Genomic DNA, 19261 nt, shown 5'->3' with positions numbered 1-19261 from the left:
AACCTCGCGCATCTGCGCAATATGACCGCCGTGACAGAGATGGGCGGCATCGTCTATCCGCCACTGCCCGCGTTCTACAACCGCCCCGCTTCGCTCGACGCGATGGTCGACGATACGGTCGCGCGCGTGATCGATCTTTTCGGCATTGCCCCGCCTGTGGCGTCAAGCTGGGACGGGCTCGGCAAAGACGCCGAAGTCTGACACGCCTCGGCACTGCGCAGCACATCCCGGTCAACGACCGCGCGCACGCGATCTCACTGACGCCCGGCTTCACGGCTCCTTATTTCGGCTTCGGCATTACGGCATTACGGCATCACGCCGGCACCTCACCTCACGCCATCCAGCCAGCGTTGCAGCGTGTCGAGCGCCCCCTGAGCCTGCCCGGCGGCCGACTCCGGTGTCTGAACACACAACTCCAGCATGATCTCGTTCGGGTCCAGCAAGTAGAGATGCTCTCCGTCGCCGTGACGCTCGACGGCAAACGGCACCTCATACGCCGTCAGACGCGATTTCCAGCGATCGAGTGACTCGCGGTCTCGCACGCGTAGGGCCACATGGTGGATCTGTGTTGCGGGCGTGTCGGGATGAGGCTCGGGCGCGAGGCCGTCGCAATTGAAGAACGCGAGGGCTTCGCCCGGCGCGATCTGGTAACTCACCAGCAGATAGGGCTTGCCCCACAGATGGCTCATGCCGGTTTGCGCGCCCGCCAGCGTGAAACCCATGACCTCGACGTAGAATCGGTGCGTGAGCGTCGCGTCGTAACTCGGATAAGCGACGTGATCGATCGCCACAGGGGTGACAGAAGGCACGCGTGCCGTCGATTCGATGGCAAGACTGAGGTCTGACACGGCCTGATTCATCACGATCCCCCGGCGTGCAAAGTGGCGACGGCAATCGGGAAACTGCGTTTGTAGTGTAGTCCCGCAACCCGCGCGGCATCAACCGAGTGTCAGCCGGAGCCGCATGGACTATAGTGAAAACGCCACACTTTGCTCGCCGGACGGCATGTTCGCGTGCATCCCCCCAGTGGTGTGACAGGTTTGCGACCGGAGTTTTGTCATGGAGACCGCTTTTTCCTCGCTTCCGCCCGTCGTCGTCTACGCCGTCGTGACGCTCGTTTTCGTCATGCTGGTGCTTGTGGTGCCTGCCGGCGCCCGCTGGCGCAACGTCGCCTGGCCGGCGGCCGTGCCCCCGCTTTCGCCGCATCGTCCCGGCGACCTGCTCGGCACACCGCGCACGCCCTACTGGCGCTCGCCGGACGACACGCAGGATCTGCGTCGCCCCTCCTACTTCGCAACCTCTGCGCGACGCGGTCGTCGCCCGGCCAGCTTTCTCGCCCCGCGTGATCACCAGCGCCGCTGAGCGCAGACTGCCGACTGACCCGCCCGGGCGTCACCCAACGCCCGGCACCCGTCCCTCGCCCTTCCTCCCACGACGCACGACATTTTCCTCGGCCAGCATCACGCCCAGCGACCACAATCGCAGGCCACCTTACGCCTTGTTACATCTGTAGTGCCGCAGTAGCACCGTGCGCCGCCGGCCGTCCGTAAAATTCGATTCAAGGAGCGCGCCTGCGTGTCGATGCCACGAGGCACGGGAACGGCAGGCAAGCACGACGTCGAGCGATATCCGCCCGTTCGTGCAGAGAGCGCCAGGTCGAAAAAGAGAGAAGGAGAACAGATGCAACATCGTTTGTGGATCGCAACGGCAGCCATTGCAGGCCTCGCAGCAGCTTTCACGTCGGGCAGTGCCTTTGCCCGCACCGACGTCTCGGTCAACATCGGCATTCCCGGTCCGGCCTTCGTCGCGCCGGGCCCGGTCTACGCGCCGCCCCCGGTCTATGCGGCCCCGGCGCCGATGGTCGTTGCACCGCCGCCGCCCGTCGTCTATGGTCCGCCCCCGCGCTACTGGCGCGGCCCGCCGCCGCGTCACTGGCATCACGGCCGTGGTTGGGATCGCCGTGGATGGGATCGTCGCGACGGACATCACCACCGGTAAGCACGTTCGCCACGAAGGCGAAAAAAGCCCCGCAAGGTCGCTCGACCTGCGGGGCTTTTTTACGCGCCAGAATTTCAAGCCGCATCGCACGCCAGCGGCTTCAAAGCGCTTCCAGCCTCTCGAGACATCGTCAGTCGTTGCCACCGGTGTCGTCGACGCTCATGCAATGCGCGCATGAAGCCTCGCGAATTTATCGAAGCTTCATGCGTAATCGCGCACTGACGAATTCACCAGTTTTTGAATTAGCTTTGATCGCATTAATACCCTGAATTGCCTTGCATTCTCATCCGGAAAAATGAAAGCCATTTCACCGAAAGAGAACGCGTCGGACATCAATAGCGATAGCAGCAACGGTGTCCGTAATAGCCACCGTAATAAGGCCGCTCCGGAACAACGACACATCCGGCAAGGGTAATGGCAAGCAACGCCGCAACGACTAACTTCATGATCTGACTCCACAGGGACGAACGCGAATCCGTTCGCTTTCTTTATATCGTCGCGGCTGTAGGAAGCCCATCACGTGTCTGTAAGCCGTGTAAGCGAAGGTTGCCAAACGGGGAATGTGTCGCACTTTGTTACGTAACGCGGTGGGCGTGTGTTCGTAACATCGCCCGGTAGCGGCCTTCCATACATCTGTGAAAACCCAATAAATACGGGGCTTTCTCAAGTTTCGTGTCGCTGGCACAGCGCTTGCATAGTCATAGGCGTCGCCCTTTCAATTGCCCCGAAGAGTGCGGCTTTGACTCAAACCCTCCTCCCGTTGCAGACACGGGAGGAGGCTTTTTTTCACATCTCTCCGATCCTTACCGGAACCTGTTTCCGACAAGCGATCGCGCCAATTTCCTGCACCGCAAATGTGCAGGTGCCTTCGTATTCCTATTTCATCTGTGCGTTTGAAATGTATCGACGCTATAACGGCGTCGACTTCCTATGTGATTCATTTATCTTTAAAGCCTTATTGGATGCGGTTTTCGAAGCGATTCCCCTTGGCATCGGCATAAACCAGATGCGGGTAGGCACCGATCTCAAGTTGCCTATTTCGCTGTCGTAATCGCGTCTATAGAGGACTGCGTTCTCAATTGGGGGGGCACGCAGATCCCTTTCGTGACGGCCGCACGACACGCGCCGGGGCAAGCGTCTCAGGGGAATAGTCATGGAAATCGCCACGCCTGAATTCCAGATGGAACAACAGGAACTACAGGCCGTCACCGCCGCACTCAACCGCGTGCAGGCCGTCATCGAGTTCGACTTGCAGGGTCGCATTCTTCACGCCAACGAGAATTTCCTGCAAACGGTCGGTTACCGGCTCGACGAAATTCAAGGCCAGCATCACCGGATGTTTTGCGAGCCGGACTACGCGGCGTCCAATGCGTATCGCGATTTCTGGGTCAAGCTCGGCCGTGGCGAGTTCGATGCGGGCGAGTACAAGCGCCTCGGCAAAGGCGGGCGCGAAGTGTGGATCCGCGCCTCGTACAACCCGGTGTTCGACGCGAACGGTGTCGCTTACAAGGTGATCAAGTTCGCCACCGACGTCACGGCGGATCGCACGCGTCAGGCCGAGTTCGAAGGCAAGGTGCGCGCGATGGACATCGCACAGGCCGTCATCGAATTCAACCTCGACGGCACCGTGATCACGGCCAACGACAACTTTCTGAAAACGCTGGGCTACTCGCTCGACGAGATTCGCGGCAAGCACCACCGCTTGTTCTGCGAGTCGGATTACGCAGCGTCCAACGCCTACCGCGAGTTCTGGGCCAAGCTCAATCGCGGTGAATTCGACGCCGGCCGCTACAAGCGTCTGGGCAATGGCGGACGCGAAATCTGGATTCAGGCGACGTACAACCCGATCCTCGACGCCAACGGTCGACCATACAAAGTCGTGAAGTTCGCCACGGACATCACGCAGCAAGTCGAGCTGGAAGCCAGCGTGAAGCGACGCGCCGAGGAGGATCAGCGCAAAGTGGCGCTGCTGCTCGACACCGTCAACCGTGCGGCTGCGGGCGACCTCACGGGCGAAATCGCGGTGGCAGGCACCGACCCTATCGATCAACTGGCCGACGGCATTCGTCACATGATGGACGACCTGCGTGGCGTGATCGGCAAGGTCGTCAACTCGGCAGGCGAATTCTCGGGCGCGTCGCGCGACATCGCCGACCGGGCCAATACCGTGGCGACGGGCGCTCAGGCGCTGGGCGCGACGGTGGAGGAAATGAACGCGTCCATCGAAGAACTCACCGCGTCGATCAACTCGATTGCGGACAACACCAAGGGCGCCGACCAGCTCGCCAAGTCGACCCAGCAGGAAGCGGAAACCGGCTCGCGCGCCATCGCCCGCTCGATCGAGGCGATGGAGCTGATCAACAAGTCGTCGGAAGACATTGGCGAGATCGTGAAGGTGATCGGCGAGATCGCAGGGCAAACCAACCTGCTCGCGTTCAACGCAGCCATCGAAGCGGCACGCGCCGGTGAGCACGGTCTCGGCTTCTCGGTTGTAGCCGACGAAGTCCGTAAGCTCGCCGAGCGTTCGTCGCAGGCGACCAAGGAAATTTCCAAGCTCATCAACGAGTCGACCAAGCGTGTCGCGCAGGGCAGTGATGTGTCGCGTCAGGCCGGAGAAGCGTTCGAGAAGATCGTGAACGGCGTGTCGCGCACCACGCAGGCGATTTCCGAAATTTCGTGCGCCGCCGAGGAACAACTCGTGGCGGCACGCGAAGTGAGCCTTGCCATCCAGCACGTCGCGGAAGAGACGGAGAAGTCGGCGGGCGCCTGCGAGACGATCGCGCAGGCAACGACCGGTCTGAATCAGGAGGCCGAGGCACTCGATCGCACCGTGTCGAGATTCAAAGTGTAATCACGCGCTTCCCAACGTCCGCCAAGAGGGTCCGATATGGAAATCGAAGCCGAAGCCGACGCCGTGACTCAACAAGCGCTCCTGCGCGCAGTTCACCGGCACACCGGCATCTCGATGAACGAGAAGAAGTGGACGATGTTGCAGGGCCGTTTGCGCCCACGCCTGCGCACGCTGTCGCTCAGCCACTATCGCGACTACCTGGCTCTGCTCGAGAGCACGCCTGACGAGGTGCGCAATTTCGTGAATCTCGTCACGACGAACGAGACCACGTTCTTCCGCACGCCGCGCGTGTGGGACTACTTCGCCCAGCATTTCCTGCCGCGCTGGCAGGCGGCGAACCCCGGCCGCACCTTCCGGATGTGGTCGGCGGCAGCGTCCTCGGGGGAAGAGTCCTACTCGGCCGCGATGATCTGCGAGGAATTCCGCACGCGCCACGCGGGCTTCCAGTATCAGATCCACGCGACGGACATTTCGAGTCAGGTGCTGGCCGTGGCGATGGCCGGCAACTATGGCGGGCGCAGCATCGACGGTCTCAAGCAGCAGCGCCCCGCCATGCTCGCGAAGTACTTCCGTCCGAGCGCCGGCGGCTTCACCGTGGCCCCGGAGCTGCGCGCGCACATCACGTTTGCGGAGCACAACCTCTACCAGCGGCTGGCGCGTCGCGAGACGTTCGACCTCGTCATGCTGCGTAACGTGCTGATCTATTTCGAGGCAGGCGATCAGGAACGCGTGCTGGAAAACGTACGAGGCACGCTTGCCCCCGAAGGCGTGCTGATCGTCGGCGAATCGGAGTCGCTCTCGCGGCTCTCGACCGGCTATCAGTTCGAGCAACCGCTCATTTACCGCAATCAGGGGGCATCGAATGGGGCAGTCGCATGACATTCAGGTGTTGATGGGCGAGGTGCGCATCGGGCGCGGCGAAGACGTGCTGCGCGCGACGCTCGGCTCATGTGTCGGTATCGGGCTGATGTGGCGCTCGCGCGGCCTCTACGGACTTGCGCATTGCCTGTTGCCCGAAGCGCCGAACCCTACGCTCGCCATCGGTGCGAAATACGTGACGCAGGCGGTGCCGTCGTTGCTCGCGCTGATGAAAGCCGACGGGGCGCGCCGCAGCGAAATCGAGGCCGTAATCGCGGGGGGTGGCAACATGATGCCGCACCAGCCACCGGCTAAACACGGCTTGATCGGCGTCGCCAATGCCAAGATGGCACAGGCGCTGATCGCCGAGACGGGCATACCGATCGTGCACGTCGAAGTGGGCGGTGAAGTCGGCCGGCAACTGACGATCGACTGCGCGCATCACGCGTTCGTGGTGCGCACCATCGGTTCCAACGGGGGCGCTGCGGTGCCGCGTCGCCCCGCGCTCAGACTCGTGGGACGCGAATCATGAATGCACGGACACCGGGCTTTCCGTTTTTGCATCGCGACGCCATCGCCGGCACGACGGTCCTGCCGCCGACGATATCGCCCTATCAGGGGTATCAGGGTTTGAAGGGTTACGGGGCGGGCTATGGGTCGCTGCCCGGCGTGACGATGCGTGTCGGGCAAACGCCAGATGTCCCGGATGTGCCGGATGTCCCGGATGTGCCGGATGTGCCGGATGTGCAGCCACACGACGCACACCCGGCAGACGACGTGCCCACGGCAGCGCAGACGTCACCGCTCGCCGTTCCTGCGTCACCCAAACCAGCGCCGGCGCGCGCCGACGACGTCGAAGTCTTCGGCTCGTTTCATCTGGGCGACGTGGAGTTCGCGCTGCCGATTGCGGCGTTGCAGGAGGTCGTGAACTACCCCGCACGCATCACGCCGGTACCGCTCTCACCGGCGTTTCTGCTGGGCCTGTTCAATCTGCGCGGCACGCTCATCCCGATCGTCGATCTGAAACCGTTACTTGCCATTGCCGGGGACGGGATGGGCAAGGCGACGCCCGTCACGGAGAAGATCGCGATCGTCGATGTCGAGGGCGTACGTGTGGGGTTGCTGTTCGACAGCACGAGCGAGATTCTGCGCGTGCGGGCATCGCAACGCACGGGCTTCGAATACGACGCGTCGCACACGGCGCCGCAGGTGGTGTCCGGCGCGATCAAGCTCGACGGTGGCGATCGGATCTTGCAGATCCTGGCCCCGGCTGCGCTCGTGCGCATCGAGAACATGCCGCAGTTGCTGGCGCGTCAGGCGCTCACCGCGCCGCAGCGCCGCCAGCAACGTCAGCGGTTGCAATGTGTGTCGTTCACCGTCGAGCATTCGCATCTCGCGTTGCCGATGGGGGCGATTCGCGAGATCATCCGCATTCCCGACTTACAGAATTCGGCGCTGGCGAGTGTGTTTTGCGTGGGCATGCTGAATCTGCGCGGCACTGTCGTGCCGGTCATCGACTTCGCGCACTTTCTGGGGTTGCAGGCGAGTCGTCCGGAGGCGGAGATTGCGGGCACAGCGTCCGATCCGCGCCGCATCCTGATCGTCAAACAAGAGGACGTGCATTTCGGCTTGCTCGTGGACGCGGTCGACAGCATCGTCACGTATTTCGCTGACGAATTGCTGGCGATGCCTTCGTTCAGCGCGTCGCATGCGCAACTGTTCTCGGGATGCATTGCGCGAGAGCAGGCGGACGACATCGTGTTGCTCAACGCCGATGAACTCTTCACGCATTCGCAGGTGCTCGAACTCACGCGCGGGCATCGTGAGTTGTATCGCGAGACGGATCCGGCGCAACGCGCAAAGGCGGGCGACGGTGCGTGGCGGGGAGCGAAGTCGTCGCGCGGCACGCGGCACGCTTATGTGTCGTTCCGTCTGCAACACATGCTTGCGGTGCGTCTCGATCAGTTGCGCGAGATCATTCATGACTCGCCAGAGGTGATGCCTGCGCCGGGGGCGCCGCCGTTCGTGCGCGGCATGCTCAATCTGCGGCGTGAACTGGTGACGATCGTCGATCTGCGTGCGCTTTACGGCATGCCGGCGCAGGACGACGCGCAAACGCGCAAGATTCTCGTCATCGAGCACGGCAAGGACAAGTTCGGGCTGCTGGTCGACGCCATCGAGAACATCGTGACGCTGGACGAGGCGGACAAGTTGCCGGTGCCTGCCCTGCTGCTCGGACGCGCCACACACGAGATGCGCAACGACATGCGCGAGGCAGTGGAGTTGCCGACGGCGGACGGTGCAGCGCGCACGGCCATGCTGCTCGACCTGCAACCGCTCAAGATGCGTCTGGAAGCGGCACTGGCGCAGTGAGCGAGGACCGAATCAAAGAAGGACCGGTGGATCGCGAGCGCCGGTAGCAGGGCCCTGCGGCGTGTCGGGGGGCACGCCGCAGGGGTAGTATCGAAGCCCCGTGTTCATACAAGATCCATTCGACCGCATTCCCCGGGGCTCCCGCTTCCCTTACCCCTACCTCGCCCCCGATCCAAATGTCGCCTGCGCTTGCTGCCAGCGTTGCCATGTTTGAGGAAAGCGATCGATGGGCTTCAGCCATTCAAGAAGTCGCGGGTTGAGCCAACCAATCACCTCCACGCCCGTTGTGTATTGTTCGTCTACGGCGGGGCCGAGCCATAGCAAGGGCTCATGATGAAACGCTCGGTTTCGCAAATCGCGCACCTGGGCCAACGCTTTCGAAATCGTGTCACGTTTACGAATTTTCTTGGGACATCTCGGAAATGCGTGGCGAAGCGCTCCCCAAAGATTTCCCTGAAAACGCGCATTGAAGAGCGACGTCCAAAAACCGAAACTCAACTCGGCGACCAGCTTGTCCGGGGTTTGCGGTTCACCACGACGTCTCAGATCTTCTTTGGCTTTGGCGACACGTTCGGTTTGCCAAAGGAAACTTCCGTCGTCGAGCCACCGTCTCGTATTCCACCACGCCGCATCGCCAAACACTTCCATCAACCGGGCGTGGACGCTGTTGCGCAGCGTTATCTCAAGCACATTCAACGAAGGCAGCAACGCTTCGGCAATCTGCAAATTATGAGGATAGGCCGCGGCCGCCCGCTTCGTATCTCCCTTGCAGGCGATCGTGTAACGCCTCAACCGCGGCGACGAAAAACAAACTTCCAGTTCACTCCACTCCATGCAGCAACCACAGACCTCGTATCTCTGAGACATGTGCGAACGAGTATACTGGCGTCGCTGCCCTAAGTTTTCCTCTCCCAGCCTCCATACTGGTGACGACACTAGGTAGGTATCTGGCCTCCCCCGTGTGAGGCCACCCGAATTTAAAAAACCCGCTTGCGCGGGTTTTTTGTTTTCGGGACTGTCCCAAGGAATTGGACGTCAGATCACTTCCTGACGATGGATGTCGTGCGTGACGAAGCCGCGTGCGTCGCTGGGCATCGCCAGCCAGTCGGGATTCGCGAGCGTGCGACGCATGTCGTCCAGACCGCTCGCCCAATGGTCGAGCATCGTCGCCAGACCGAACTGGTAATCCTTGTAGTGCCCCTCATACTCCTTGTTGCGGTAGATCAGCTGGATGACGTTGTACCGCTTGCTGCACGCAATCTCCTCCGCCGCGTGACACCACGGATCGCGCGCACGCACGTCCGCCGGCACCCGGTCCAGCACTTCGCGCAACACACGACGATAGTGCTGCGCGCGCTGAAGGTTGTCCGTCACCAGACGTGTACGGCTCGAGAACTGAATGTCTTTCTGACGTCCCGCAACGTCGTTCAGATTGTCCGGCAGCGGACCGCGTGCGCTCCACAAGTCGACCTGAAAGGCGAGCGTGTCGCGTCGCGGCGACGTGCCCAGAACCTCCGAGAGCGGCGTGTTCGACACGAGACCGCCATCCCAGAAATACTGCCCGTCGATTTCCACCGCAGGAAACCCCGGCGGCAATGCGCCCGACGCCATGAAGTGCTCCGCGCGCAACCGCTCACGCGTGTTGTCGAAGTACACGAAGTTGCCCGTATGCACGTTCACCGCACCGACCGACACGCGAATCTCGCGCGAGTTGATCCTGTCGAAGTCGGCAAACCGCTCCAGCGTGCCGCGCAATGCCGAGGTGTCGTAATAGCTCGCATGCGCCGGGTCGCCCATGGCTGTGGGCAACGGCTGCGGCCAGCGCGGCGTGAAGAATCCCTTCTGCCCCTCGACGAGCGCGCGCCATGCTTGCCAGGCGCTGTAAGCGATGCGTCCCGACTCGGGACCGTTGAGGATCGCCGCCTCGAACGGCGCGGGCAACGGCGGAAAAACACCCGGCTCACAGATCGTGCGCCAGAAGGCTTCGAGCTGCGCCACCCGACGCTCCGGCGCATTGCCCGCGATGATCGCCGTATTGAGCGCACCGATGGAAATGCCCGCAATCCAGTTCGGCGCAATGCCCGCCTCGTACAACCCGGCATAAACGCCCGCCTGATAAGCCCCGAGCGCACCGCCGCCCTGCAAGACGAGCGCCACCGTCTCGTACGGCGGCAGATCGATGGCGCGTTTGGGGACTTTCGGGGGGTTGGCCGTCATGACCGTTCTCCTGAAGCGTGCTGCGTGAACTGGAAGTGCTGAAACCGCCCCGGCAGGCGATACATTTGGACCCGATGGCATAGACGAACCATAAGGCCACACCGGGGGCGGCGAATCGCCGGATAACGCCCGGCTTACTGCATGAACCACCCGTGGCTCACCACGAACGACTGCCCCGTGAACGCGGCCGTCGGGAACGTGGCGAGGAACAGCGCGGTCTGCGCCACATCGTCGACCGTGGTGAACACCCCGTCGACCGTGCCGCCGAGCATGACCTTCTTGATGACCTCGTCTTCCGAAATTCCCAGCTCCTTCGCCTGCTCAGGAATCTGTTTGTCGACGAGCGGCGTGCGCACGAAGCCCGGGCAGATGACATGCGAGCGCACATTGTGCTTCGCGCCTTCCTTGGCCAGCACGCGAGCCAGTCCGAGCAGCGCATGCTTGGCGGCGACATAGGCCGACTTCAGCGGCGACGCCTCATGCGAGTGCACCGACCCCATGTAGATGACGATGCCGCCACGGTCGTCCTTGTACATGTGCTTGAGCGCCGCCTTGGTCGTGAGGAACGCGCCGTCCACATGAATCGCCTGCATCTTCTTCCAGTCGGAGAACGCATAGTTCTCGATGGGATTGACGATCTGAATGCCCGCGTTCGAAATCAGGATGTCGATCGAGCCGAACGTCTGCGCCACCTTGTCGATGCCGCTGTTCACCGCTTCTTCGTTGGTGACGTCCATCGCCACGCCGATCGCTTTGCCACCGGCCGCCTTGATCTCCTCAGCCACGGCATCGGCGCCCTGCTGGTTCAGATCGGCGATGGCAATGGCCGCGCCGGCGCGTGCCAGCGTCAACGCGATCTCCTTGCCGATGCCGCTGGCAGCGCCCGTCACCACGGCGACTTTCCCATTCAACTGATTCACTGACTGGCTCATTTGCACACTCCTGATTCGTCAAAATGGCGGGTCGTGCGGCACGCAGGCGCACACGCGCGACTCGTCGAACACTGGCTGATAGCGACCGGACACACCCCATGCATGACGCAGGCGAGTCCTGCCGCTGCACAAACAGAAAAGGCGCCTTGCGGCGCCTTTTCCTGCATTACCGCGCGATCGGCTTGTAGCGGATTCGCTTCGGTTTTGCTGCCTCCTCGCCGAGGCGTTTCTTCTTGTCCGCCTCGTACTCCTGATAGTTGCCCGGGAAGAACTCGACGTGCGAGTCGCCTTCGAAGGCCAGAATATGCGTAGCGATACGATCGAGGAACCAGCGATCGTGCGAGATGACCATCACACAACCGGCGAACTCGAGCAGCGCGTCCTCGAGTGCACGCAGGGTTTCGACGTCCAGATCGTTCGAGGGTTCATCGAGCAGCAACACGTTGCCGCCGGAGATCAGCGTCTTGGCCATGTGCAGACGACCACGCTCACCACCGGAGAGCGAACCGACCTGCTTCTGCTGGTCCGAGCCCTTGAAGTTGAAGCGACCGATGTAGGCGCGCGACGGCGTTTCGTACTTGCCCACCGTCAACACGTCGGCGCCGCCCGAAATCTCTTCGAACACCGTCTTGGTGCCATCGAGTGCATCGCGGCTCTGGTCGACGTAGGCCATCTTGACCGTCGGACCGACCTTGATTTCGCCGCTATCCGGCTGCTCGCGTCCCGTGAGCATCTTGAAGAAAGTCGACTTACCGGCGCCGTTCGGGCCGATGATGCCGACGATGGCGCCCGGCGGCACCTGGAAGCTCAGATCGTCGATCAGCAGACGATCGCCGAACGCCTTCGACACGTTCTTGAATTCGACGACTTCGTTACCCAGACGCTCACCCACCGGGATGAAGATTTCCTGGGTTTCGTTGCGCTTCTGGTATTCCTGGCTGTTCAGCTCGTCGAAACGGGCGAGACGCGCCTTCGACTTTGCCTGACGGCCCTTCGGGTTCTGACGCACCCACTCCAGTTCTTTCTTGAGTGCCTTCTGACGCGCCGATTCGCTCGACTCTTCCTGCTTCAGGCGCTGTTCCTTCTGGTCGAGCCACGAGCTGTAGTTGCCCTTCCAGGGAATGCCGTGACCGCGGTCGAGTTCGAGAATCCACTCGGCGGCGTTATCGAGGAAGTAGCGATCGTGGGTGACGGCGACAACCGTGCCCGGGAAACGCGTGAGGAACTGTTCGAGCCAGTCGACGGATTCGGCGTCCAGGTGATTGGTCGGCTCATCGAGCAGGAGCATGTCCGGCTTCGAGAGCAGCAGACGCGCGAGCGCCACACGACGCTTTTCACCCCCGGAGAGCACGCCGATCTTGGTGTCCCATGCCGGCAGACGCAGCGCGTCGGCGGCGACTTCCAGCGTCTGCTCGATGTTGTTGCCGTCGCTCGCGGCCAGAATGGCTTCGTACTTGGCCTGCTCGGCTGCCAGCGCGTCGAAGTCGGCGTCCGGTTCGGCGTAAGCCGCATAGATTTCGTCGAGCTTCGTGCGGGCTTCCATGATCTCGCCCATGCCGCCTTCGACGGCCTCGCGCACGGTCTGCTCGGCGTCGAGCTGCGGCTCCTGCGGCAGATAACCGATGTTCAGGTTCGACATCGGGATCGCTTCACCTTCGATCTCCTTGTCGACGCCCGCCATGATCTTGAGCAGCGTCGATTTCCCCGAACCGTTCAGGCCCAGCACGCCGATCTTGGCGCCGGGGAAGAACGACAGGGAGATGTCCTTGAGGATGTGACGCTTGGGCGGCACGATCTTGCCCACGCGGTTCATGCTGAATACGTACTGTGCCATTCGGCTTTCCTGATCCTGAAACGGTTATGACGGCTCACGGGCGAGCGCCAGATAGCGGCAAGTTTATCAAAGCGCAGCACGCACAGCATCGGGCGCGTGGATGACGAGGTCGTGGCTGGCGTATGCGCAGCACGGCAGCAGCCAACCGTCCGCCTTCTCGTCGCGCGACAGGCCCGGCCACTCGATCCGGTACGTCACCGGCGCGCTCGCGCCACCGGGCTGCGCCTGGCACAGGCAAGCGCGGCACGTGCCGTTACGACACAGGCTCGGCAACTTGATGCCTGCGGCCAGCGCGGCGAGCAGAATCGGCACGTCTGCCGGGGCGTCGAACTGCCAGCCGGACGGCATGAGCGTGACGCGCCAGGGCCGGGCGTTGCCGACATCGGCAGGCACCCCGGAGGGCGGCACGGCTTGGGGATTGGCGGAAAAAGAACGATCCAAAGGATGAACGAGGCTGCGATGATCGAAACGCTACACGGCGCGACGCGCGCCAACGCGCTACCATACCCCACTTCCGAGTCCCGAATCCCATGTCCACAGCGCCCAAGGATCCCAGCCCGTCCGCCGAGGCCGACGAAGCTGACGCAATGTCGCAGGAAGCCGCCAGCCCCGTCGCCCGTCTTATCGATATCACCGGGCTTGAAGCCGAGTTGCACGCCTTCGCCGACGCGCGCGACTGGCATCGCCACCACACGCCCAAGAACCTCGCGATGGCGCTGTCGGTCGAAGTCGCTGAGCTGGTCGAGATCTTCCAGTGGCATACGGATGCGCAAGCCAAGGCCGTGATGCAGACGGACGAGGCGCGGCACGTCGAGCAGGAGCTCGCCGACATCGCCATGTACCTCGTGCGTCTGTCCACGGTCCTCGGCGTCGACCTCAATCGCGCCGTGGCCGACAAGCTCGTAATGAACGCTCAGAAGTATCCGGCGCCAAAGGCATAAGGACGTACGGACGTTAGCCGACGATGGGCGACTATGGCCCACGTCATCCGCCGTGACGCGCCGCCGACCGGGCACCCGCGCCGACGGCCACGCCGATTCGGCGAATTCCACGAATGGCGTGTCGCCCCCCTTGCAATCGGGCGTGGCGCCCGCATAACGGCGAGAGTCCGCCCCCGAATTCCGATCCGACAACGCTATGTCCCAATCTTCCGAAGCTTCGCAGGCCGCACAGACACCGCCCGGTGCGGGTCACGCGCACGGCAAGCCGTCGAAGCGCACACTACCCGCGCGCCCGCGCTGGCTGATGCTCGCCATCATCGCACTGCTGCACGCCTACATCGGCTGGCGACTGCTTACGCCGCTGCCTGTCGCCATCGGCTGGAAGGTGCTCGGCGGGCTGTGGCTCGTCGCCTCGACCGTACTGATTCCGCTGGGCCTCATGAGCCGCGCCATCCAGAAAGAGCCGCTCGCCACCTTGCTCACGTGGACCGGCATGACTGCGATCGGCGTTTTTTCGTCGATCTTCGTACTCACGTTGCTACGCGACGTCGTGCTCGGCGTGGCAATGGCGCTTTCCATGCTCGACGCGCAGCTCGTCACCCGTTCCGCCGTGATCGTGCTGATCCTGACGGCCGCCTCGACCCTGCTGGGTTTCTATAACGCCCGACGGCTGGCGCGCGTGGTCGAGATCGACATTCCGATTGCCGATCTGCCGCCCGAACTGGGCGGGTTCACCATCGTGCAGTTGAGCGACATTCACGTGAGTTCGACGATCCGGCGGCGTTACATCGAAGCCATCGTCGAAGCGTCGAACGCCCTCAAGCCCGATCTCGTCGCGATCACGGGCGATCTGGTCGATGGCGGTGTGCCAGCGTTGCGCGACCATATCGCGCCGCTCGGCCAGCTCGCTTCGCGTCATGGCACGTACGTCTGCACGGGCAACCACGAGTACTACTCGGGGGCGCCCGCCTGGGTCGCGGAATTGCGCCGCATCGGCCTGACCGTCCTCGAAAACGAGCATGTCGTGCTCGAACACGAAGGCGCCTCGCTGACGGTTGCCGGGGTGACGGACTTCACCGCCCATCACTTCGACGAAGCCAAGCGCAGCGATCCCGTGGCAGCCGTGGCCGGCGCACCGGAAGGCGTGCCGCGCGTGCTGCTCGCGCATCAGCCGCGCAGCGCACCGGCCGCACAGGCGGCGGGCTTCGACCTGCAACTGTCCGGACACACGCATGGCGGACAATTCTGGCCGTGGATGTACTTCGTCCCGCTGCAACAGCCGTTTGTGCACGGACTGCACCGGCTGGGGCAACTGGCCATCTATGTGAGCCGGGGCACCGGGTACTGGGGACCGCCGAAACGTTTCGGCGCGCCGTCGGAAATCACGCGTATCCGGCTCGTGCCGGGTACGCCGGGTAAGGCATGACGCTATGAAGTCTCTCTCGACCAGCGCATTGCTGGAAACCGTGTCCGTGCGTCTGCGCGGCAAGATTCAGGGCGTGGGCTACCGTCAGGCGGCCGTGCGCGAGGGGCACCTCATCGGTGTTCGCGGCTGGGTGCAGGCGCTGCCGGAGGGCGACATCCTCGCCATGGTGCAAGGCACGCCCGATCAGGTCGACAAGATGCTGGAATGGATGCGTCACGGCCCGCCGGGCGCGCGCGTGACGGATTTCGAAAGCGAAGTGGCGTACACCGGCCGTCGCTTCGACCGGTTCGAACAACTCTGACGCGAACGCCCAGGCGGCTGACTCCATGACATCGACCAAGCTCAGCACACGCCTCGCCACGCTCGACGACGCACCACGCATCGTCGCGCTGCTCGCCCAGTTGGGTTACGAAACGCCGCTCGACATCGTTCGCCGCAATATCACGCTGTCGACGGCAGATGGCGATGACGCCGCATTCGTCGCGCTCGACGAAAGCGAAAACATTGTGGGATGTATGGGATTGCACGCGCTCACCATGTTCCATCGGGCGGGGCGGCTGGGACGCATTACTGCGCTGGTGGTCGAGGAAAACGTGCGGGGGTCGGGCGTCGGGCACGCGCTGATGGCGGCCGCTCACGCATGGTTCAACCAGCGGGGATGTGAGAAGTTCGAAGTGACGAGCAGCGACCATCGGGTCGCCGCACATCGCTTCTATGCGCGCCACGGCTATGCCCGGGACGGGCAGCGGCTCGCGCGCAAGTGCCAGATCTGATGACGTTCAGGCGAACGCCAGCGCTGACTTAATTCTTGTGACGGTAGTTGATGCGGCCCTTGCTCAGGTCGTAGGGCGACATTTCCAGCGTCACGCGGTCACCCGCGAGAATGCGAATGCGGTTCTTCTGCATGCGGCCGCTCGCATATGCCACCACTTCCACGCCGTTCTCGAGCGTGACGCGAAAGCGATTGTCCGGCAGCACATCCGAGACGTGTCCGCTGAATTCGATCAGTTCTTCCTTGGCCAATATCGTGTCCTCTTGAGGGTGCCGCTCGCGAGGGGCGCAGCACCGGTGTTACTGTAAGTTCGTTCGCCAATACCGTCCCCGCACCCGGAATCTGACGGGGGTGCACATCGAACGCCAAAAGGAGCCTACCCGGTGGACCGGCCATGAAGGCGTGCGGTGCACCGAAAAGCGGCGATGGTTCGAAGGAGCAAGGCACATTGCGGCAGTGCCGCAACGACGAGCAGTGCGTGTCGGGAGGGCGAAGACCGGTTCGGTCTGCGTCATCGGCACAGCGAGTGATCCGGCTCGCAGGACAGGGTGTCAGCGGCGCCGATAAAGCATTTCGCGATCGTCAGGCGATGATCGGCGAATTTTCGCCGATCCCGCAAGGATACGCCTTTCTGTGTCGCCCGTGTAGAAAAAATGGCTCACACCCACCCATTTGCACGCTTTTGTCGTCTATTTGTTGCGCAATGCATCAATGAGCCGCAGCGAGGCCTGCGCCGGCGCCCAGACACGCGTTTGACTCGGGGTGAACGCCGATGTGACGCGCAACGCGCACTCATCTATGCTGTAAGTACCCGTAGCCCGCAGGAGGAATGACCATGAAAACAGTCGCTCAGATCCTGAAGTCCAAATCGGTCGACACGGTGTACAAAGTGCGCCCGTCCGATTCGGTACTCGATGCCCTGACCCTGATGGCCGAAGCGCGCATCGGCGCGGTGCTCGTCAGCGAAGACGACCGCGCCATCGTCGGCATCTTCACCGAGCGCGATTACGCGCGAAAGGTCGCGCTGATGGGCCGCACGTCCGTCAACACGCCGATCCGCGACGTGATGACCTCCGCCGTACGCTACGTCCACCCCGAGCAGACCCTGGAAGAGTGCATGTCGCTGATGACGGAGCACCGCATTCGTCACTTGCCGGTCATGAAGGACGACCAGCTCGTCGGTCTGCTGTCCATCGGCGATCTGGTCAAGGCGATCATCTCGGATCAACAGTTCACCATCGACCAACTCGAGACGTACATCATGGGCGGCGCGGCCGCGCTCGTGGGAAGCACGCCCTCGCGGCCCAGTTGATCGACCGCCCCCCTCTGCAATCCTGCCATTGCGTCCGCCCCGGGGGCGTTCGCCTCCTCCGGCCGCACAAACAAAAACGCCACGACAGCGTACGTACTGTCGTGGCGTTCGAATGGACGATTAAACCGTCCGCCGATTACGGCATCGGTCAGAAATCTTCCGCGTCGACGTCGTAGTTCGACGGCTCCCATCGGATCGCCAGCAGCGCCAGCAGACCGATGGCGGGCGCGGCAGCGATCACCCAGAACACCTTCGTCGACAATGCTGCGGCCAGCACCGGAAACAGGAACAGCGAGACCGTCGAGCTGGCGCGCATGAGCGTCTGGTTGAAGCCGACGCCCACACCGCGCAGCGACGTCGGGTAGCTCAGCGACGCGAACGTCATCGAGTGCGCGCCCGGGCCGAAGCCCTGTCCCAGCAGGAACAACGCGAGGAAGCCGAGCGCCCATGCCACCTGCACCGCGCCGTCCGGTTTGCCCACGAGCGCCAGACCGACGAGCGCCGTCAACTGGAACGCGTAGCCCACGACCGTCAACTTCCAGGCCCCGACCTTCGGCACGAGACGCACCCCCAGCAGGCCGCCGGTAAAGGCGAACAGCAGATTGAGGGCGAGCGACATCAGAATCGTGGTGAGCATCGACTGCGCGAGGAAGCTGGCGATGATCACCGGCAAGCCGAACGCCACCGCGTTGTAGGCGAACGATGAGGCCACGGCGATGATGGTCGCGAGCGTGGTGCGACGCAGATACACGCCCTTGAGCAGCTTGCCGTAGTTGCTCCACGCCGCCGGACGCTTGGCCACCACGCGCTCGGCGTCCTTGGCCACGACGGCATCGATCCCATAGGACCGCTTGAGAATCTTCGCGGCGGCTTGGAGGTCGCCCTGATTGGCCGCCCACACGGGCGACTCGCTCATGTAACGGCTGCGAACGGCGATGATCGCCAGCGCGGGAATCGCGCCGAAGCCCAGAATGATGCGCCAGAGCAACGCGCTATGCGACGCCGGCAGCAGCGAATAGCACAGCAACACGAGCAAATAGGACCCGCATATCGCCGCGTACCAGGTAGGGCACCACATCGCGACCCGCGCCGCTTTGTTGCCACGTCCCTTGAGTTTCGAGAACTCGGCGAGGAAGGCCATCGCCACAGGCAGGTCGATCCCGACGCCCAACCCCATCACGAAGCGCGCGCCGGCGAGCACGTATTCGTTCGGCGCCAGTGCGCAAGCGATGGCCGCGATGACGAAGCACAGCATGTCGGCCATGAACACGCGGTAACGGCCGATGCGATCGGTGAAATAGCCGCCGAGGAACGCGCCGACGATGGCGCCGAACGTGATGGCCGACGCCACCATGCCCGTGCCTGCCGGCGTCAGTTGAAACTCTCGGGTGACGTCCTTGAGACCGAACGCGAGGGCGCCGAGGTCGTAGGCATCGAGGAACACACCGCCCAGGGCGATGGCCACGATCCAGCGGGCGTTCGATACGCGCGCGCCGCCTTCGTTGACGAGTTGCGCCACATCGGCGGCGGAACGAATGACGGCGGGACCACCGGCGCGAGCGGCGGGCGTTGCCGCGGCGCTCGTCTGGGCCGGTACCGCGGAAGACAGGGAAACGTCGACTGACATGGGACTAAGCTAGGAAACGGGAGAAAGCAGGAAAAAGCGAACACCAAAGGTCGCGATGTTACCGCTTGGTACTACGTCACCCCAAGAGCTTTCTGGTTATATGCTTAGACGAAACCCGCG

20 protein-coding genes and 1 pseudogene are annotated in these 19261 nt (G+C 63.0%); 13 read left to right on the top strand and 8 right to left on the bottom strand.

The genetic code is table 11. The features are described from left to right. Positions 1 to 201: pseudogene (locus tag A9762_RS21620) on the top strand (3-octaprenyl-4-hydroxybenzoate carboxy-lyase); the annotation flags it as partial. 125 nt (positions 202 to 326) lie between these two features. Here the strand turns inward: A9762_RS21620 and A9762_RS21615 are convergent. Further along, positions 327 to 848: a VOC family protein gene (locus tag A9762_RS21615; protein ID WP_170836299.1), complete on the bottom strand. Its 522-nt coding sequence runs from the start codon at positions 846 to 848 to the stop codon at positions 327 to 329. A gap of 211 nt (positions 849 to 1059) precedes the next feature. Here A9762_RS21615 and A9762_RS21610 point away from each other — a divergent pair, with 211 nt between their 5' ends. The 7 genes from A9762_RS21610 (at position 1060) to A9762_RS21580 (ending at position 8080) form a co-directional block, all read left to right on the top strand. Further along, the gene (locus A9762_RS21610) at positions 1060 to 1362 is read left to right on the top strand and encodes a hypothetical protein (RefSeq protein WP_069344054.1); all 303 of its coding nucleotides are present in this window, start codon (positions 1060 to 1062) and stop codon (positions 1360 to 1362) included. A 318-nt stretch (positions 1363 to 1680) separates the two neighbouring features. Continuing rightward, positions 1681 to 1998 (top strand): hypothetical protein, encoded by a 318-nt coding sequence (locus A9762_RS21605; RefSeq protein WP_069344053.1) that lies wholly within the window; start codon positions 1681 to 1683, stop codon positions 1996 to 1998. 739 nt (positions 1999 to 2737) lie between these two features. Beyond that, a complete protein-coding gene (locus A9762_RS21600) occupies positions 2738 to 3049 on the top strand; it encodes a hypothetical protein (protein ID WP_069344052.1) in 312 nt (103 codons plus the stop codon). A gap of 102 nt (positions 3050 to 3151) precedes the next feature. Next, positions 3152 to 4849, top strand: coding sequence for a methyl-accepting chemotaxis protein (locus tag A9762_RS21595; RefSeq protein WP_069344051.1), 1698 nt, complete (start codon positions 3152 to 3154; stop codon positions 4847 to 4849). A gap of 36 nt (positions 4850 to 4885) precedes the next feature. After that, positions 4886 to 5728, top strand: a complete 843-nt coding sequence (locus A9762_RS21590; protein WP_069344050.1) for a protein-glutamate O-methyltransferase CheR — start codon at positions 4886 to 4888, stop codon at positions 5726 to 5728. Continuing rightward, the gene (locus A9762_RS21585; RefSeq protein ID WP_069344049.1) at positions 5712 to 6239 is read left to right on the top strand and encodes a chemotaxis protein CheD; all 528 of its coding nucleotides are present in this window, start codon (positions 5712 to 5714) and stop codon (positions 6237 to 6239) included. Before A9762_RS21590 ends, A9762_RS21585 begins: the two co-directional genes overlap by 17 nt. Next, the gene (locus A9762_RS21580) at positions 6236 to 8080 is read left to right on the top strand and encodes a chemotaxis protein CheW (RefSeq protein ID WP_083254175.1); all 1845 of its coding nucleotides are present in this window, start codon (positions 6236 to 6238) and stop codon (positions 8078 to 8080) included. Before A9762_RS21585 ends, A9762_RS21580 begins: the two co-directional genes overlap by 4 nt. Before the next feature lie 156 nt (positions 8081 to 8236). Here A9762_RS21580 and A9762_RS21575 read toward each other — a convergent pair whose 3' ends face one another. The 5 genes from A9762_RS21575 to A9762_RS21555 all read right to left on the bottom strand — a co-directional run bounded on the left by A9762_RS21575 (position 8237) and on the right by A9762_RS21555 (position 13411). Next, positions 8237 to 8914 carry a hypothetical protein gene (locus A9762_RS21575; RefSeq protein ID WP_069344048.1) on the bottom strand — a complete coding sequence of 226 codons (678 nt, stop codon included), beginning with the start codon at positions 8912 to 8914 and terminating at the stop codon, positions 8237 to 8239. A 201-nt stretch (positions 8915 to 9115) separates the two neighbouring features. Further along, on the bottom strand, positions 9116 to 10297 hold the full coding sequence (locus tag A9762_RS21570) for a patatin-like phospholipase family protein (protein ID WP_069344047.1): 1182 nt from the start codon (positions 10295 to 10297) through the stop codon (positions 9116 to 9118). Positions 10298 to 10431: 134 nt separating this feature from the next. Continuing rightward, positions 10432 to 11229: a 3-hydroxybutyrate dehydrogenase gene (locus A9762_RS21565; RefSeq protein ID WP_069344046.1), complete on the bottom strand. Its 798-nt coding sequence runs from the start codon at positions 11227 to 11229 to the stop codon at positions 10432 to 10434. A gap of 166 nt (positions 11230 to 11395) precedes the next feature. Further along, on the bottom strand, positions 11396 to 13063 hold the full coding sequence (ettA, locus tag A9762_RS21560; protein WP_069344045.1) for an energy-dependent translational throttle protein EttA: 1668 nt from the start codon (positions 13061 to 13063) through the stop codon (positions 11396 to 11398). 66 nt (positions 13064 to 13129) lie between these two features. After that, positions 13130 to 13411 carry a 2Fe-2S iron-sulfur cluster-binding protein gene (locus A9762_RS21555; protein ID WP_069344062.1) on the bottom strand — a complete coding sequence of 94 codons (282 nt, stop codon included), beginning with the start codon at positions 13409 to 13411 and terminating at the stop codon, positions 13130 to 13132. A 239-nt stretch (positions 13412 to 13650) separates the two neighbouring features. Here A9762_RS21555 and A9762_RS21550 point away from each other — a divergent pair, with 239 nt between their 5' ends. From A9762_RS21550 to A9762_RS21535, 4 genes are all read left to right on the top strand, one after another. Continuing rightward, on the top strand, positions 13651 to 14004 hold the full coding sequence (locus A9762_RS21550; protein ID WP_069344061.1) for a nucleotide pyrophosphohydrolase: 354 nt from the start codon (positions 13651 to 13653) through the stop codon (positions 14002 to 14004). Between the two features lie 304 nt (positions 14005 to 14308). Then, positions 14309 to 15430 (top strand): metallophosphoesterase, encoded by a 1122-nt coding sequence (locus A9762_RS21545; protein ID WP_069344060.1) that lies wholly within the window; start codon positions 14309 to 14311, stop codon positions 15428 to 15430. A gap of 4 nt (positions 15431 to 15434) precedes the next feature. After that, a complete protein-coding gene (locus A9762_RS21540) occupies positions 15435 to 15731 on the top strand; it encodes an acylphosphatase (RefSeq protein ID WP_069344044.1) in 297 nt (98 codons plus the stop codon). A 25-nt stretch (positions 15732 to 15756) separates the two neighbouring features. Beyond that, positions 15757 to 16203: a GNAT family N-acetyltransferase gene (locus tag A9762_RS21535; protein WP_069344043.1), complete on the top strand. Its 447-nt coding sequence runs from the start codon at positions 15757 to 15759 to the stop codon at positions 16201 to 16203. Between the two features lie 28 nt (positions 16204 to 16231). Here the strand turns inward: A9762_RS21535 and infA are convergent, their stop codons facing one another. Next, positions 16232 to 16453, bottom strand: a complete 222-nt coding sequence (gene infA, locus A9762_RS21530; protein ID WP_039393473.1) for a translation initiation factor IF-1 — start codon at positions 16451 to 16453, stop codon at positions 16232 to 16234. Positions 16454 to 17037: 584 nt separating this feature from the next. Here infA and A9762_RS21525 point away from each other — a divergent pair. Then, positions 17038 to 17514, top strand: coding sequence for a CBS domain-containing protein (locus tag A9762_RS21525; RefSeq protein WP_069344042.1), 477 nt, complete (start codon positions 17038 to 17040; stop codon positions 17512 to 17514). 148 nt (positions 17515 to 17662) lie between these two features. Here the strand turns inward: A9762_RS21525 and A9762_RS21520 are convergent, their stop codons facing one another. Further along, on the bottom strand, positions 17663 to 19141 hold the full coding sequence (locus A9762_RS21520) for an MFS transporter (protein ID WP_083254174.1): 1479 nt from the start codon (positions 19139 to 19141) through the stop codon (positions 17663 to 17665). Positions 19142 to 19261 lie beyond the last annotated feature (120 nt).

It is taken from the genome of Pandoraea sp. ISTKB (assembly GCF_001721285.1).
GTDB lineage: Bacteria > Pseudomonadota > Gammaproteobacteria > Burkholderiales > Burkholderiaceae > Pandoraea > Pandoraea capi.
The sequence above is the reverse complement of the archived record's forward strand: the minus strand, read 5'-3'. Positions and strand labels throughout refer to the sequence as shown.